This window comes from Brevundimonas bullata (assembly GCF_014207965.1).
In the GTDB taxonomy this organism is placed as follows: domain Bacteria; phylum Pseudomonadota; class Alphaproteobacteria; order Caulobacterales; family Caulobacteraceae; genus Brevundimonas; species Brevundimonas bullata_A.
On the sequence record NZ_JACHLM010000005.1, the window covers coordinates 79,691 to 95,228 of the forward strand.

The window sequence follows — 15,538 nt, forward strand, 5'->3', positions numbered from 1 at the left end:
TCAACCCTTCGCCATCTGGTCGCCGCGCGCCCACGTGCCGTGGAAGCCGGCGGGCACCCGTGCGGGCAGCAGGACGCGCGCCACCGGCCCGGCCTCGAAGTTCTGGGCGTCGATCACCTGGACCTCGGACCGGCCCGTGTTTTCGTCGGTGACGAAGGCGATGACGTAGCCGTCGTCCTCGGCCCGCGCGTCGATGCGCGGGGCGAAGGCGGGTTCGGAGCCGAACATCTGCGGCTCGTAATCATAGGTCCGCGCGGCGCCCGTGGTCAGGTCGTACTTGATCAGACCCTTGAAGCGCTGAAGCTCCGTCTTCGACATGGCCACGTGATAGGACCACTGGGTCGGCTGGGCGGAATAGTCGAGGTTGACGACCGGGAACTCGCCAATGCGGTCGTCCAGCTGGCGTTTCTTGACCTCGCCGGTGCGCATGTTCATCCGCCATTCTACGGGCACGGCGTTCAGCGCCAGCACGTTCACCATGGCCGCATAGGGGCCGTAGGCCGGGTTCGGCGGATAGCCGTTGGGCGTCATCATGCAGGCGGTCATGACGACCTCGTCGCCGTCCTCCCAGCTGTTGACGACGTGGTAGATGTAGCAGCTATCCGTCTCGAACCAGCGGATCTGGTCGCCGCGGCCGCGGCGCGGCGCCACGCCGAAGCGGGCGGGCTGGTCGGCGAAGTGGATGTTCCACTGGCTGTTGCGCAGGCCGGCGTCGGTGAAGACCACCGGCAGGTCGTGCAGGATGACGTAGTTCTCGGTCAGCCCCATGTCGTGGGGCAGGCGCGGCCCCGGCAGCTCGACGCGCTCGAAATGGGTCAGCTCATTATCGGCGCTGACCGTGCCGTAGGTCATCCACGGCTCGTAAAGCGAATAGTCGAAGAAGACGAACTCGCCGGTGCGCGGATCGACCTTGGAATGGGCCGAGACGTGGCGCGGCAGCTTGCCGCCGAAGGTCTCGATTCCGACCGTTTCCAGCGTGCGCGCATCCACCCGGACCGGATGGCCCGAGATGTACCACAGCGCCATCAGCGAGCCGTTGTGCAGGACTACGTCGGTATTGGCCGTGTCCTTGTAAACCTTGTCGCCGCGCGTCGAGGCGGGATTGGCCCGCGTCGAGGGCAGCATGACCCCGCCCGCGCCGCAGCCGCCGTTCAGGTCCGCCACGTGGTCCGCCGAGCGGACGTAGCGATTGCGGTACTCGGCCTTGCCGTTCTCGAAATAGACAGCGTGCAGCATGCCGTCGCCGTCGAACCAGTGGTGCATCCCCTCGGGCGCCTGGGCCGGGTTCGGGCCGTTGCGATAGAAGCAGCCGTAGAGGTCTTTCGGGATCTCGCCGATCACCTCCAGATTCAGCGCGGTCGTCTCCTTCGCCACGGGCTCATAGGCCCCCTGGAGATAGGGGTTCAGCGTGTTCAACGGGCTGAGCGGTCCGGTTTCGATCCGGCGGGCGTCGTCGGCCATGACGGCTGTTCCTTCCCTGTTCGTGAGCGAGATCGCGCCTCGCTCATCCTTGTCTGCTGCGACCATGAGCGGTTAAGTCGCTTAACGCAAGTTACTTTGACAGCGTCGGCGACAGCGGCGCGGCCATCAGCTGATCAAAGGCGGCGTTGCCGTCGGTGAAGGTCTTCCAGCCGTGCAGATCCATCAGGGCGGCGGCGTGGGCGGTCAGGTCGTCGGGGGCGAAATCGGCGGCGAAGGCCAGGCCGGGCCCCTCGATTTGCGCGGCGGGCCGCACACGCCCGGCCCCCGCCACCAGGGTCTCGCCGTTCAACGGACAGTCCGGCGCCATCAGCCAGCTGGCGACCGGGGCGACCCGTTCCGGCGCCATGCGAGCGGCGCTGTCGGCGTCCAGATAGTCGGCGGTCATGCCGGTGGCGGCGTAGGGGGCGATGGCGTTGCAGGCCACGCCGTGCGCCGCGCCTTCCAGGGCGATGACCCGCATCAGGCCGATCAGCGCCGCCTTGGACGAAGAATAGGCGGCCATGCCGTGGACGCCGTGCAGCCCCGCCGCCGAGGTCGACATCAGGATGCGGCCCGAGCCCTGGGCGCGCAGATGGCGATAGACGGGCAGGGTCGGCGTCAGGGCGCCGAAGAAGTTGACCTCGAAAACCTGCCGAAAGGCGTCGGTGGTCTGCTTATGCAGGGTCTTGGCCTCGGGCGCGCCCGCGTTGTTCAGCAGGCCGTCGACGCGACCGAAGGCGTCCAGAGCGACGGCCAGCAGCCGCTCACCGGAATCAGCCTCCTCGACGGCCAGGGGCGCGCCGACGGCGCGACCGCCCAGGGCGAGAATCTCGGCCACGACCGCTTCCGCGGAGCCGGGCGCGTCGGCCGGGCGGGGGCGGGTGTTGACCACCACGGCGGCTCCGCGCCGGCCCAGGTCCAGGGCATAGGCCCGACCGAGGCCGCGTCCGGCGCCGGTGACGATGACGACCCGATCTTGAAGCGCGCTCATGCGTCTGCGCCTTCGGTCTTGATGGCGCTCTTGGGTCGCGGCCAGGGCAGGAAGCGGGGCGTGCGGGCGCAATAGGCGGCCCAGGCTTCGGGCCGGGTGCGCGCCATGTGCTGCTCCTTGAACGGCGCGGCGGAGGCGTAGCCCATGAACCAGCCGGTATAGAGGGGCGCGAAGATCGTGACCCAGCCCCACGGATGGGCCAGGGCCAGCACGAACCAGCCCGCCCACATGACGCTCTCGCCCAGATAGTTGGGGTGGCGTACGAAGGCCCAGGCGCCCGTATCCAGCAGGCCGCCTCGGTTGGCCGGCGCCCGCTTGAAGGCCGCCAGCTGGCGATCCGCCGTGCTCTGCAACAGGAAGCCGGCCAGCCAGACGACGACGCCCAGGGCCAGCAGCGCGCTCGGACGCGGCGTCGGCGCCGTCAGGATGAAGGCGAAGGGGGCGCACCACAGCCAGACAGTCACGCCTTGCAGCAGATGGACCTGGAAGCCGCTCCACCACAGCCAGCTGGGGCCGAAGCTCTTGCGCCAATGGGCATAGGGTTGGCGCTCGGCGTGGATGTTGTGACCCCAGGTCTGGACCGCCAGCCGGATCGACCAGACGCCGAGGCTGAGCAGGAACAGGCCGCTGAACAGGTCCAGCGGCAGGCCGGACAGGGCGAAACCCGTCCCCGCCGCCGCCGCCGGGGCCAGCGGATAGGCCACGTCCATCAGTCCGTGATTGCGCTTCACCGTCCCCGCCAGCCAGCCCAGGGCGACCACGGTCAGCACCCCGCCACCGCTGGCGAGCCAGATGAACAATGTTTCACGCAACAGGGAGGGCGGCGCGGCGAAGGCGGCGGCGAAGGCCGCCAGAGGCGCGGCCATCATGACGTAATGCCATGCTTTTCCGCGTGTTTTCGAGGGCATGACGAAGAGCCAGATCGCCACGAGCGCGACCCAGGCCGAGGCGGCCAGTATCCATCCATCCAGTCTCATGCGACGGCTCCCTTTATGACTTGCGTAAAAAGACTTGCAAACAAGGTTCGTTAGCGCAAGCTTCGGTTTGACCGCTGGAGCATCCGATCAACGGAGCCGGGGCGCGGTCGAGGGAGCGAAACATGAGGAAGACCGCATTCAGCGCGTCGGTCGCGACGCTGCTGCTGGCCACGGGGATGGCCGCACCCGCCATGGCCCAGACCACGCCGACCGAGGGCGCCGTCACGCTCGGCGACGTCGTCGTCACGGCCCAGCGTCGCGAACAGAGCCTTCAGGACGTGCCGATCGCCGTCACCGCCTTCAACGCCGAAACGCTGGAGCGCACGGCGGCGACGGGCATTCAGGACGTGGCGGGCAAGGCGCCGGGCGTGACCCTGACCCAGTTCAACATCGGCGAGCCGCAGATCTTCATTCGCGGCGTCGGCACCACCAGCGATTCCGCCGCCAGCGATCCCTCCATCGGCGTGTCGATCGACGAAGTCTCCATCGGCCGCGCGGGCGCCAGCTCACTGGCCTTCCTGGATGTCGAGCGGGTCGAGATCCTGCGCGGACCGCAGGGCACCCTCTACGGCCGCAACGCCTCGGGCGGGGCGCTGAACGTCTATACGAAGAAGCCGCGTTTCGAGAATTCGGCCCAGCTTACTGGCCGTCTCGGCAGCTTTGACGAGCGCGGCGTGGAGGCCGTGCTGAACCGCCAGCTGGGCGACGACACCGCCGGTCGTCTGGCGCTGCGCTGGAACCAGAACGACGGCTACGCCGAGAACGTGCCGACCGGCCGAGGCTTGGAGGGCGGCGAACAGTTCGGCCTGCGCGCCCAGGTGCTGCACAACGCCGGCGACTGGAGCTTCCTGGGCGGCGTCGACTACTCCAAGGACGACATGCAGGGCCACGCCCGCATTCCCGTTCTGGCCTCCTCCACGCCCGCGCCCTTCGTGACCTTGGTGAACAGCCTGCGCGCCGGTCTGGACGTGCGGCAGAGCTTCTCTTCGGCGGACAATTATCAGAAGCGGGAAAACTGGGGCCTGACCGGGCGCGCCCAGTGGTCTGGCGCCGAGAACTTCGACGTCATCTCCCTGACCTCCTATCGCGACAACGACTACAGCTGGCGCGACAACCTGGGCGGACTGCCGTTCCCGGGCTTCCCCCTGTCGGTCGATGACCGCGCCAGCGAGGCGGCCAAGCAGATCAGCCAGGAATTCCGTCTGACCTCCAAGTCCGGCTCTTCGATCGACTGGGTCGCCGGCGTCTACATGTTCCGCGAAGAGGTCGAGCGGTCCGAGCGGTTCGTGGTGCAGACGGCCCTGCCGATCGCACCGCCGTCGCTGGGCGGCGACACGACCTTCAATCAGGACGCCACCAACTCCAGCTACGCCGTGTTCGGCCAGGCCACGATCCCTTTCGCCGACATCTGGGAGCTGACCGCCGGCGCGCGCTGGACGCATGACGAGCGCGAAGTGCATCAGGTGGCCCTGGACAATGAGAACGGCGCCAACGCCCCTCCCGGCATTCCGCTGGGGCCGACGGGTTCGCCCTATAACGTCAAGGCCGACGCCACCTTCGAGGAACCGACCTGGAAGCTGGCGCTGGCGGTCGAGCCGATCGACAACATGCGGTTCTACGTCAGCTATGATCGCGGCTATAAGGCCGGCGCCTTCCCCAGCGCCGCCCAGACCGGCGCCCAGGCGACCAAGCCACTGCGTTCCGAACTGCTCGACAACTACGAGATCGGCGCCAAGACGACGCTGGCGGGCGGGCGGCTGCGCCTCAACGCGGCGGCCTTCATGCTCGATTACACCGACCTGCAGGTCTATGAGCTGCTGGGCCTGACCCTGGTCACGTCCAACGCCGAGGCCGAGGTGCGGGGCTTCGAGGTCGAGACGGCGCTGGCGGTGAACCACAACATCACCATCGGCGGCTCCTACACCCAGCTGGACGCCGAATACACGTCCAACGCAGTGTCGGGCTCCCTGGCCCTGCCGTACAAGGGCAACCGTCTGCCTCGCTCGCCGGAAAGCCAGTTCACCCTCTACGCCGACGGTCAGTGGGACGCCTTCGGCGGCACGCTCTCGGCGCGAGCGGACTATCAGTGGACGGATGACTTCTACTTTGACCCGTCGAACGCACCTGAGGTGCTGGTGCCGTCCTACGGCCTGATCAGCGCCTTCGCCTCCTGGGAAGCGCCGAGCGGACTGAAGGTCTCGGTCTACGGCAAGAACCTCGGCGACGAGGAATATCAGCAGCACATTATCAAGAACGCGAGCATCGGCTTCAGCGTCTTCGGCGCCCCGCGCTCCTTCGGCGTGGCGGTCAGCAAGACCTTCTGACGGTCCTTCCTGTCGTCAAAACTATCGCCCGTCCGGCTTCGCGTCGGCGGGCGATTTTTCTTTGCCTGACGCCCCGGTCGCGGCCTCGAGCTCCCAGCGGATGCGACGCGGGTCCAACGGTTCGCCGCTGTCCAGATCGCAGACCACGGGCGTGATCGCCTCACCGCTGGCTCGGTCCACCAGTGTTAGGGGGGCTTCGTCGGGTTCGATCAACCATCTCTGGCTCCAGCCGTGCATGGCCAGGACGATGGGGTAGAGGGCCAGCCCCGCCTCGGTCAGCCGATACTCGAAACGCACGGGCGCGGTCTGATAGGGCCTTTTCTCCAGTACCCCGTGAAGCACCAGGCGGTTCAGGCGGTCGGCCAGAATGTTGGTCGCCACCCCAAGAGCGGCGTGAATTTCGTCGAAACGCCGAAGGCGGAAAAAGGCCGCCGACAGCACCGCCCAGCTCCAGTAGTCGCCCATGATCTCCGTTGACCGGTCAATGATGGGGCGGTCGGTCTCGATCGGCGCCGACCGACGGCGGCGCGACGTTGGCGGAGGTATGATGATCAACCCCGGGCCCGGCTTCCAGTCGACCCTATCGGGTTTTACTTCGACGCCGTGCGCGCGTGTGAGGACGGCAGGCTTGAGGCGTCGACCCGACTCGCGGTCGAAAAAGGCGATGGCGTAGCGTTCCTGAAGGGGCGACTGGGCCCAGACCTTTTCCCATTGTCCCTGCACCACCGCGACGCCGAACATGTCGAGGCCCATCTCGGTCAGGCGATATTCCGTCCGCGTCCCGGTCGCGACCTGCTCCTGGCTGAGAAGACCGGCTGCGACCAGCTTCTGCAATCGGTCGGTCAGCACGCTGCGGGGCGTACCCAGGCGTTCACGCCACACCCCGAAGCGCCGCACGCCATAAAAGGCCTCGCGCAGGATCAACTGCGTCCAGGCGTCGCCGGTGATCGCAAAGGCGCGCGCGACCGGATTGCCCATGATCAGGGAGCGGATATCGGGTTCGGTCAACTGAGATACTCGTCCGCCGCGCGCTCTCATGCGCAGGCTTGATCCTCCCTATTTGCCCCTCTTGCTAGCCCGGCGCAATTCAATCGCTTGATGAACTCGGCCAGGACCTGAGGCCCGGTCGTGGACGGGCCGCCGTCCGGGGTTTCCGAGAACTGGCGGACCCGTTCGCTGTAGTCGAAGCGCCACGCGGTCGGCGGCGCGGCGGCGGCCTGTGGCGTCTGTCGGCCGAACCGGACGGCGGCTCGGCCATGACCATGGTCGCTCGCATCACCGAGAACCGCTGAAGGACGATATGGAGGGCGTCGGCCTCTTCTCGGAGCAGCTAGTAGCCGAAAGCCGTGTCGCGAACATGATTTTCCCAGGCCTCACGGGTCTTGAAGTCCAGACCGCCGTCCCAGGCGGAGCCCATATAGTAGGTGAAGGGCTGGCCGGGCGTGACGCGGACCAGGATCAGATAGTTGTCGGCGTCCTCGGCGAAGCCTTCGACCAGGGCCGGGTCGACGGCGATGGCGATGCCGATCGAGCCGTGCTCGGGGTTGGCGGGCTCCCAGAACATCAGGCGGCCGTTGGCGGCGTCGCGGGTGACGGCGCCGGCGCCCGCAGCGTTGCGGCGCTTGGAGATGCCGATGCCGACGATCAGGGGCTCGGTGGTGTCCGAGTTCAGCGTTGAGGTCATGCGGGTGAAGTTGGTGCCCAGCGGCAGGGAGAAGTCGCGCGTCTCCCAGACCTTGCGGGCCACATCGACGGGCCAGGGGCGGTAGTCGACGCTGAAGCGGGCCTCGTCGCCCCCGGTTTCCTCGATGCGGTAGGTCGAGAAGTTGCGGCTGGTCCACAGCTTGTTCTCGAACCAGATCCCCAGGCCGCCCGAGCCGCGCCCGCGACCGACGTCGTAGTAGTCCAGGCCCTCGCCGTGATCGACGTGGTAGTTGGGGAAGCGCAATTGGCGGTCCATGTAGGGATAGCGCACGCGCTTGGCCCAGACGTCGACGCCGGAGCCCGAGGGCGCCTCGCGCGCCTCCAGCGCCGGGCCGTAGATGCGGTGGGCGACGCGGTCGTTCTCCCACAACAGATCGTCCAGACGGTCGGGGGCGAAGCGGACCACGGCGCGGGGCTGCTGCTGGTCGGCGGGCGGCGGCGTCAGGCGCTCGACCTCGGCGGGGCGGGCCAGCGCAGTCGGGTCGTAGGAGAGGGCGCGGGTGGCGTGCATCTCCTCGGCGCGGCGCTTGATCTCGGCCTCGCCGACGACGGTGACGGGGGCGGGGGGCGTCGGGGTGGTGGCGGCGATGACCTCGGGCGTGTCGCGGGCGGGCTCGGCCAGGGGCAGGGCCTTTTGAGGCCCGTTCAGATCGGCGACCTCCAGCCCCGCCAGCAAATAGGTTCCGGTGGTGTAGAGGCCGACCTCGTTCGGGTCGGTCGGCACGGGCATGTCGCCGGTCTTCTGCGTGGCGCCGATCAGGCCGCTGGGCAGGACGTGGCGGTTCAGCGCCGCCCAGCCCTTGAGCACGGCGGGTTCATAGGTCGCGCGGTCCAGCAGACCGTGGTTGATGCCCCAGGCCATGGCGTAGACATAGAAGACCGAACCCGAGGTCTCGGCCTGCGGATAGAGGTCGGGGGCCAAGAGGCTGGCGCGCCACAGGCCGTCCTCCTGCTGCAGGTCGCGGACGCGCCTGGCCATGGCCTGGAAGATGTCGACGTAGTCCTGTCGGCCCGCGAAGTCGGCGGGCATGGCCTCCAGCGTGCGGGCCAGGCCGCCCATGACCCAGCCGTTGGCGCGGCTCCAGTAGATGGGCTGGCCGTTGGCCTCGGTGCGGCCTTCGAAGCGCTGGTCGCGCAGGAAGAGGCGCTGCTCGGGCACCCACAGGCGGTCGATGGTGCGGCGGAATTCCTTGTCCATGGCGCGGATGTATTTGGGATCGCCGGTCACGGCCGACATGCGCGCCAGCACGGGCGGGGCCATGTAGAGGGCGTCGGCCCACCACCAGATCGAGGCCTCGGTCTCGGCCGTGCGGTTCAGATGCGGCACCATGTAGTCCAGCCGTTGGCGCAGGGGCATCAGCACCCCGTCCTGACCCCGGCGCGAATAGAGCTCAATGTAGAGGTCGCCAATGGTCTGGTCGTCGGCATTCAGCATGGTCGGGCCGGAGCGGGCGCCGCGCAGGCTGTAGTTATAGTGCTCGGCCACCGCCGTCAGAAAGCGCAGGGTCTCGGGATCGTCCGACACGCGGGCCAGTTTCGCCGCGCCGATATAGAAGGTGGCGGCCACCCAGTTGGACGACATCTGCGTCAGGTTGCTGCCGGTCGAGAGGGCGAGTGGACGCTGCGCCATGTCCTTGATCTGTGACGAGGCGACGTATTCGACCGCCGCCATGGTCTGTTCGCGCGAAGGGCGGGCGTCGGCGCGGAAGTTCAGGTCGGGGCGCGGCCTGGCGGTCAGCCATTCGGCCTCGACGCCGGGGTTCGACTGCGGCGCCCAGGGCTGACCAGCGGCCGACTGGGCCAGTGCGGGAGAGGTCAGGACGGTGCTGGCCAGCAGGAAGGCGGCAATCGTCGGCACGGCGCGGCGTAGCGTCACAGGCGTTCTCTCCGGTACGAACCCCGATGGGTTTGGGGTTTCACTATTTGCTTTGTCGTACCATAAAATGGTGATCGAGCAGCGCAAGTCGGAATGACACCGCGCGACAAGACGCCGTCGCCCAAGGCGGCCAGTATATTGAGGAACGCCCATGCATCGCCGCTCCCTGCTGCAACTCGGCCTGACCGGGGCCATCGCCACCGCCGCACCGCCCGCCTTTGCGCAATCCACCGGCCGGACGTTCGACGCCGCCGACTTCGGCGCGGTGGGCGACGGGGAGGCGGTCAACACCCGCCCGATCCAGGCCGCCATCGACGCTGCGGCGGGCGCGGGCGGCGGGACCGTGGTGCTGAAGCCCGGAGTCTATATGTCCGGCTCGCTGTTCGTGAGGTCGAACGTGACCCTGCTGATCGGACGCGGCGCGACGCTGAAGGGGCTGCGCGATCTGGCCGCCTATCCCATGGTCCGCACCCGCGTCGCCGGGATCGAGATGGAGTGGCCGGCGGGCCTGTTGAACATTTACCAGCAGAAGAACGCCAAGATCACCGGCGAGGGTCTGGTGGACGGCGACGGCAAGGTCTTCTGGGACAGCTATTGGGCGCTGCGCCGCGAGTATGATCCCAAGGACCTGCGCTGGGCCGCCGACTATGACTGCCGCCGTCCGCGCTTGATCCACGTCTATGACTCCGAGGCGGTCGAGGTGTCGGGTCTGAACCTGGCGCGGTCAGGCTTCTGGACCGTGCATGTCTGCTATTCGCGCGACGTGAAGGTGTCGGACCTGATCATCCGCAACAACCTGGGCGGACGCGGTCCCTCGACCGACGGGATCGATATCGACTCGTCGGAGCGGGTGCTGGTCGAGCGTTGCGACCTGTCGGTCAACGACGACGCCATCTGCATCAAGGCCGGACGCGACTGGGACGGTCTGCGCGTGGCGCGGCCCTGTCGTCAGGTGAAGATCCGGGACTGCATCGTGCGCGACGCCCTGGCCGGCATGACCTTCGGCAGTGAGACCTCGGGCGGGTTCGAGGACATCGAGGTGTCGGGCCTGCGCATCGAGTACCCGGTGCCGCTGGGCATCTTCTTCAAGTCGGGCCACACGCGCGGCGGGGTGATCAACAACATCGCCCTGAAGAACATCCATTTGCAGGACGTGGCGACCCTGTTCCGGGTAAACCTCAACTGGTATCCGAACTACTCCTACGCCCAGATCCCGGCGGGCATGACCGACATTCCCGACTACTGGCGGGCGCTGGCCACCCCGGTGCCGCGCGAGCAGGGCATCCCTCGCATCCGCGACGTGCGCCTGTCGAACATCAAGGCGGTGGGCGGCAAGATCGGCTTCGAGGCCGCCGCCTATGAAGAGGCGCCCTTGCGCGACTTCACCTTCGACCGGCTGGACTGGGACGTGCGCGAGGCGGGGACCATCGCCAACGCCGAGAACTGGCGCTTCCGCGACTGCAGGATCGACACCCTGGACGGGACGGGGCCAAAGGTGACGGCGTCGCGCGGGATGGTCGGCCTGTAGCGCTCGACCGCTTCTGATATCAGAGCCCCGGCGCCTCAGGCGTCGGGGCTTTTTGCTGGCCGGATGCCGGACAAAAAAAGAGGCCCGGAGCGAGACGCTCCGGGCCAAGTCATGCACTGAAAGGTTCAGGGAGGAAGATCAGTATTTCCAGCGCAATCCGATAGCGACCTCGCGGCCGGTGTGACGGTAGTTCGACACGCGGTCCGTCGCATCGACGTAGCGGTCGTTGAACTCGTCGCTCAGGTTCAGGGCTTCCAGAGAGAAGGTCAGGTTGTCACTGATGTTGTAGGACATCGACGCGTCGAAGTTGACGGTGTCATTGACGCCTTCTTCCGAGTTGCCGTTCCCGCCCGGGAAGGCCAGCAGATAGCCGCTGCGATAGGCGGCTGAAACGCGGGCCTGGAACCGATCCACCTCATAGTAGAGGGTTGTGTTGAAGGCGTTCTTAGACTGGTTCGTCAGCGGGCCCTTGCGGCCGTCGCCATACTCGACCTCGGATTTCACATAGGTGTAGTTGCCGATGAATCCGAAGTTGGACCAGAAGCCGGGCAGGAAGCTGAAGGGCTGTTGATACTGGATTTCCAGACCGTGCAGGGAACCGCCGGCGCCGTTAACCTTGCGCGTGACGTCGAAGTTCTCGTCCGGCGAGGCGGGGGTGCCGGCCAACAGGCTGTCGTCCAGGCCCAGGCTGGCCCACGGCACCGTCTCGGTGACGGTGGTGATGAAGCTGTCGATCTCCTTGTAGAAGACGGCTGCCGCCAGTAGGCCCTCATTCTGGAAATACCATTCGGCCGCCACGTCGAAATTGGTGGCGCGGAAGGGCTTCAGCAGCGGGTTGCCGTATGAGACGCGACGCGTCGGCGTCGACAGGCTGCCGCCCGGCGTCAGGTCGCCCAGGGCCGGACGCGACATCACCTTGGCGGCGCCGAAGCGGATGACCAGATCGTCGCGCGGCTCGATGGCCAGGTTGAACGAGGGCAGGGTGTCTGCGTACTCGTTGTTCACCGTGACGTAGTCGGTGTTCAGGAAGCCCTTGGACGTCGTCTCCGTGATTGCACGACGAATGCCGGCGTTGCCGCGCACCGTCATGCCCAGCAGTTCCGTGTTGAAGTCGGCCTGGACGAAGATGCCCTTGTCCGTCTCCTCGACTTCACGGATGCCGTTGTAGGTCGGGACCAGTTCGTCGTCGAAGACGCTGAGGAACTCGTTGATCTTCCAGATATCGGGAACGATGTAGCTGAGGTCCGAACCGGTCGGGATATCGAGCTTGCCGTCGATGCTGACGATCTTGCCCAGGGCGTCCACGCCGACGACGCGGTCAGCGCCGGTCAGGACCGACGCGGCTTGCTGATAGCCGAAGGTGTCAAAGCCGTAGGTGCGATACTCGCCGCCCGCCTTGATCGTGAACTCGGGCGTGTAGTCGTATTCCAGCGCGCCGGCGAAGACGCTGTTCTCGAAGTTGGCGCCGCCCGAGCTTTTGCGGCGCTCGGTCAGGGTGAAGCGCGAGCCCGAGGTGACGTCGAAGCCGTAGTTGATCATCGGCAGGCGGTCGTTGCCGCGGAAGTCGTAGGTGAAGCCGTTCTGATTGTTGGCGTCGAACATGTAGGAGAACGACTGCGGCGTGCGGGCTTCGGACTTGTTGGCGCCGATCTTGGCGGTGCCGCGCAGGCGGTCGGTGAACTCGTGACGCAGGTTCAGCGAGGCCTGGTAGAAGTTGCTCTCATCGCGGGTGAAGCCGTTCTCCGAACGGATGTCGACATTGTCGAACACGCCGTAGGAGATGACGTTCTTGTCCTTGTCGATGGCGTAGTCGCGCACGATGGTGTCGCGCACGCCGCCAGCGGCGCGGCTAAAGCTGATGGCCTCGATGTTGGGGCTTTCCGCCTCGACGTTGAAGCGCGACCACATCAGGTCCAGCACGACTTCGGTGCGGTCTGACGGACGCCATTGCAGCGACGTGGTCAGGCCCAGGCGGTCCTCATTGAAGCTACCGAAGGTGTAGCGCGGGATGCGCGGATAGAAGGCGTTCAGCAGTTCGGTCCGCTGGCCGCTGGTGGTGCAGGGGATGCAGCCGGCGAAGTTGTTGCCCGCGCCATAGGCGGCGTTGGCATCGCCGGCCTGCCAGCGGGTGGTGTTGAAGCTCTCGCTGATCGGCGCGCGCTCCGAATAGGCGACGGAGGTCAGCACGCCGAAGGTGCCACTATCGTTCGACCAGCTCAGCAGGCCGGCGACGCGCGGGACGGTCTTTTCCGACAGATCATTGTAGGAGCCCTGAACCGACAGGGCCGAGTTGAACCCGCTGCCCTTGAAGTCCAGCGGACGGCCGGTCTGCAGATCGACAGTCGCGCCCAGCGAGCCTTCCTCGATCTCGGCCGACTGGGTCTTGCGGACCTTGATGCTGTTGAACAGCTCGGAGGCGAACATCGAGAAGTCGAAGCCGCGGCTGCGGTTGCCGCCGTAGGCCGCCTGGGCTTCCAGGCCGTTGATGCGGACGCGGGTGAAGTCAGCGCCCAGGCCGCGCACCGAGATGGTGCGGCCCTGGCCGTTTTCACGGTCGATGGTCACGCCGGGCAGGCGCTGGATGGCCTCGGCCAGGTTCTGGTCGGGGAAGTCGGCGATGTCTTCGGCGAAGATGGCGTCCACGGCGCCGGCTTCGCGGCGCTTGATGTTCAGCGCCTGCTGAAGGCTGGAGCGGAAGCCGGTGACGACGATCTCATCGACGGTGGTGGCTTCTTCCTGCTCGGGAGCCGGCGCGGCCTCCTGGGCGAAGGCGGGCGCAGCGCCCCACAGCAGGGCGGTCGCCGAGACGCCGGCGATGCACAGAGTCCGGGCGTGGTTGAAGGGCCGTTCCATGTTCTCTCCCCGCACCGAGGCTCGTGGCACCGGTGTCATTTGTTGGTATGGCGTCGCGCATAGTTGGATGCGGATGCGTGCCACTTCTTGCAACAGCTTCCCGTCTTTTGCAACACGCTGATGTCGGTCGGACATTCTGAGGGCATGAAGGCGTCAGAAATGTGTTTGTATCCAAAAGGATGATCGACCGTGAGACGCTTCGCCGTCGTCGGCCAACGCTGTCGTTTTCAAGAGCATGCTGCGCTGAAGACGGCTGGGATGCGATCTCGAATTGCGGAACGTTGGTATCTCGTTGGGCGTGATGGCGGCAAGGCCCCGGATCGCTCCGGACCTTGCCGCATGTCTGATCCCGTCAGGCCGCGCGCGCCACCTCGACGGCGTAGACGTGGTTCTTGCCGTGCATGTTGGACACGAAGACGATCCAGCGGCCGTCCGGCGTGAAGGTCAGATTGGGCTCCAGCCGGTAGTCGTGGTTGGACAGGTCCACCAGTCGCTCCGAGCGCAGGTATTCGACGCTGATCTGGTCCTCCTTGTCGCTGGAGGGGTCCTCGTCGACGATAGGCTCGGGGCGCAGCAGGACGATCCATTTGCCGTCCGGGGCGTGGGCCACCATGTCGCCGTCGCCGCCGTCGCCGGCGAACATCCGGCCGTCGGGCGAGACATTGTAGTGGACCGACCAGTCGTTCTGCTCGACCCGGCGATAGACGCGCTTGCCGGTTTCAAGATCGACCGAGGCGACCCAGAAGACCTGACCGCGCGGGGTCTGCAGATCGTACAGCACCTGTTTGCCGTCGGGGCTGAACCACTCGTGCCCGAAGATCTCGAAATTCATGGTCCGCGTGTGGGTCTTGCGCAGGTCCGAGCCGTCGACCTTCATCGTCCACATGCGATCGACCCGGTGCCAGGGGCCTTCGTGGCAGAAGATGATGCGGTCGGGATCGGTCGGCGAGAACTGGGTGTGGCCGATCCACTCGTTGGTCGAGTGGATGACGCGGCGCTCGCCGGTGGCCATGTCGATGACGAAGATCGCCATCGGATAGCGCGCGGCCCAGCGTTGCAGCATCCGCACCCCCTTGGCGCGGGCGAAGTTCAGCGGCTTTCCGTCCGGGCCGGTAGCTGCGTACTCAGCCTGGTCGAAGCGGCGGTTGCGCGGGTCGCCGACGCCCGGCTGTAGCGGCTCCGACCCATGGGCGACAAAACCCAGCAGCAGGGTCTCGTCGGCGTTGACCGAGTTGACGGCGCCGTTGGGGATTCGGGCGATCCGACGCGTGCGCTTCGTGTCCACGTCGATGACGTAGATCGTCTTGGCGCGGTCCATCAGCTGGGCCTCGCCCGGCTCGGTGACCGAGTAATAGACGTTGCGACCCTTGCGCCCGGTGAACATCAGGTCGGCGTTGCGATCGGGGACCAGGACGCTCAGCGCCCAGGTCTTCAGGTCCACCGTCGAGATGCCCTGGGGCGTTGAGATGACCATCAGGTCCGGCGCGCCCGCCTTCGCCGGCAGGAACATGTTCTTGTAGAAATAGGGCTTGCCGCCGCCGTCCGGCGTCAGGCGGCGGATGCGGTGGCCCGTCTTCTGGTCGATCCAATCCGTCGGCACGGGGCTGGACCATTGCGGCGGCTGGTGCGGCGTTTCCTGGGTCGACGGCGGGGCGGTGTTGGGCGCGGGCCATGCCGGAACCTGACCGGCCGGGGGCAGGGCGGGTTGCAGTTGTTGCGCGCCTGCGGTCTGGGCCGAGGCTGACGTGGCGGCGCCGGTGGCGGCCCCCAGAGCGGGGGCGGCCAACAGGGCCTTGAGGGCGGAACGGCGGGAGGTCGTCATGG

At 66.9% G+C, this 15,538-nt stretch carries 9 protein-coding genes; 2 read left to right on the forward strand and 7 right to left on the reverse strand.

What is annotated here, in order from left to right:
• The 3 genes from HNP51_RS14000 to HNP51_RS14010 form a co-directional block, all read right to left on the reverse strand.
• Positions 1-1,461 carry a carotenoid oxygenase family protein gene (locus HNP51_RS14000; RefSeq protein WP_184272146.1) on the reverse strand — a complete coding sequence of 487 codons (1,461 nt, stop codon included), beginning with the start codon at positions 1,459-1,461 and terminating at the stop codon, positions 1-3.
• Between the two features lie 91 nt (positions 1,462-1,552).
• Positions 1,553-2,452, reverse strand: a complete 900-nt coding sequence (locus HNP51_RS14005) for an SDR family NAD(P)-dependent oxidoreductase (protein WP_184272143.1) — start codon at positions 2,450-2,452, stop codon at positions 1,553-1,555.
• Positions 2,449-3,429 carry a DUF1295 domain-containing protein gene (locus tag HNP51_RS14010; RefSeq protein WP_260398521.1) on the reverse strand — a complete coding sequence of 327 codons (981 nt, stop codon included), beginning with the start codon at positions 3,427-3,429 and terminating at the stop codon, positions 2,449-2,451. Before HNP51_RS14010 ends, HNP51_RS14005 begins: the two co-directional genes overlap by 4 nt.
• A gap of 122 nt (positions 3,430-3,551) precedes the next feature.
• Here HNP51_RS14010 and HNP51_RS14015 point away from each other — a divergent pair, with 122 nt between their 5' ends.
• The gene (locus HNP51_RS14015) at positions 3,552-5,753 is read left to right on the forward strand and encodes a TonB-dependent receptor (protein ID WP_184272140.1); all 2,202 of its coding nucleotides are present in this window, start codon (positions 3,552-3,554) and stop codon (positions 5,751-5,753) included.
• Between the two features lie 21 nt (positions 5,754-5,774).
• On the opposite strand, the gene HNP51_RS14020 is transcribed toward HNP51_RS14015, so the two are convergent.
• Positions 5,775-6,761: a helix-turn-helix domain-containing protein gene (locus HNP51_RS14020; protein WP_184272137.1), complete on the reverse strand. Its 987-nt coding sequence runs from the start codon at positions 6,759-6,761 to the stop codon at positions 5,775-5,777.
• Positions 6,762-7,083: 322 nt separating this feature from the next.
• Entirely contained in the window at positions 7,084-9,333 is a 2,250-nt protein-coding gene (locus HNP51_RS14025; RefSeq protein WP_311769958.1) for a glycoside hydrolase family 88 protein, read from the reverse strand.
• Between the two features lie 151 nt (positions 9,334-9,484).
• Here HNP51_RS14025 and HNP51_RS14030 point away from each other — a divergent pair, with 151 nt between their 5' ends.
• On the forward strand, positions 9,485-10,861 hold the full coding sequence (locus tag HNP51_RS14030) for a glycoside hydrolase family 28 protein (protein ID WP_184272131.1): 1,377 nt from the start codon (positions 9,485-9,487) through the stop codon (positions 10,859-10,861).
• Positions 10,862-10,999: 138 nt separating this feature from the next.
• On the opposite strand, the gene HNP51_RS14035 is transcribed toward HNP51_RS14030, so the two are convergent.
• A complete protein-coding gene (locus HNP51_RS14035) occupies positions 11,000-13,714 on the reverse strand; it encodes a TonB-dependent receptor (RefSeq protein ID WP_184272128.1) in 2,715 nt (904 codons plus the stop codon).
• Positions 13,715-14,066: 352 nt separating this feature from the next.
• On the reverse strand, positions 14,067-15,536 hold the full coding sequence (locus HNP51_RS14040) for an oligogalacturonate lyase family protein (protein WP_184272125.1): 1,470 nt from the start codon (positions 15,534-15,536) through the stop codon (positions 14,067-14,069).
• Between the last annotated feature and the right edge of the window lie 2 nt (positions 15,537-15,538).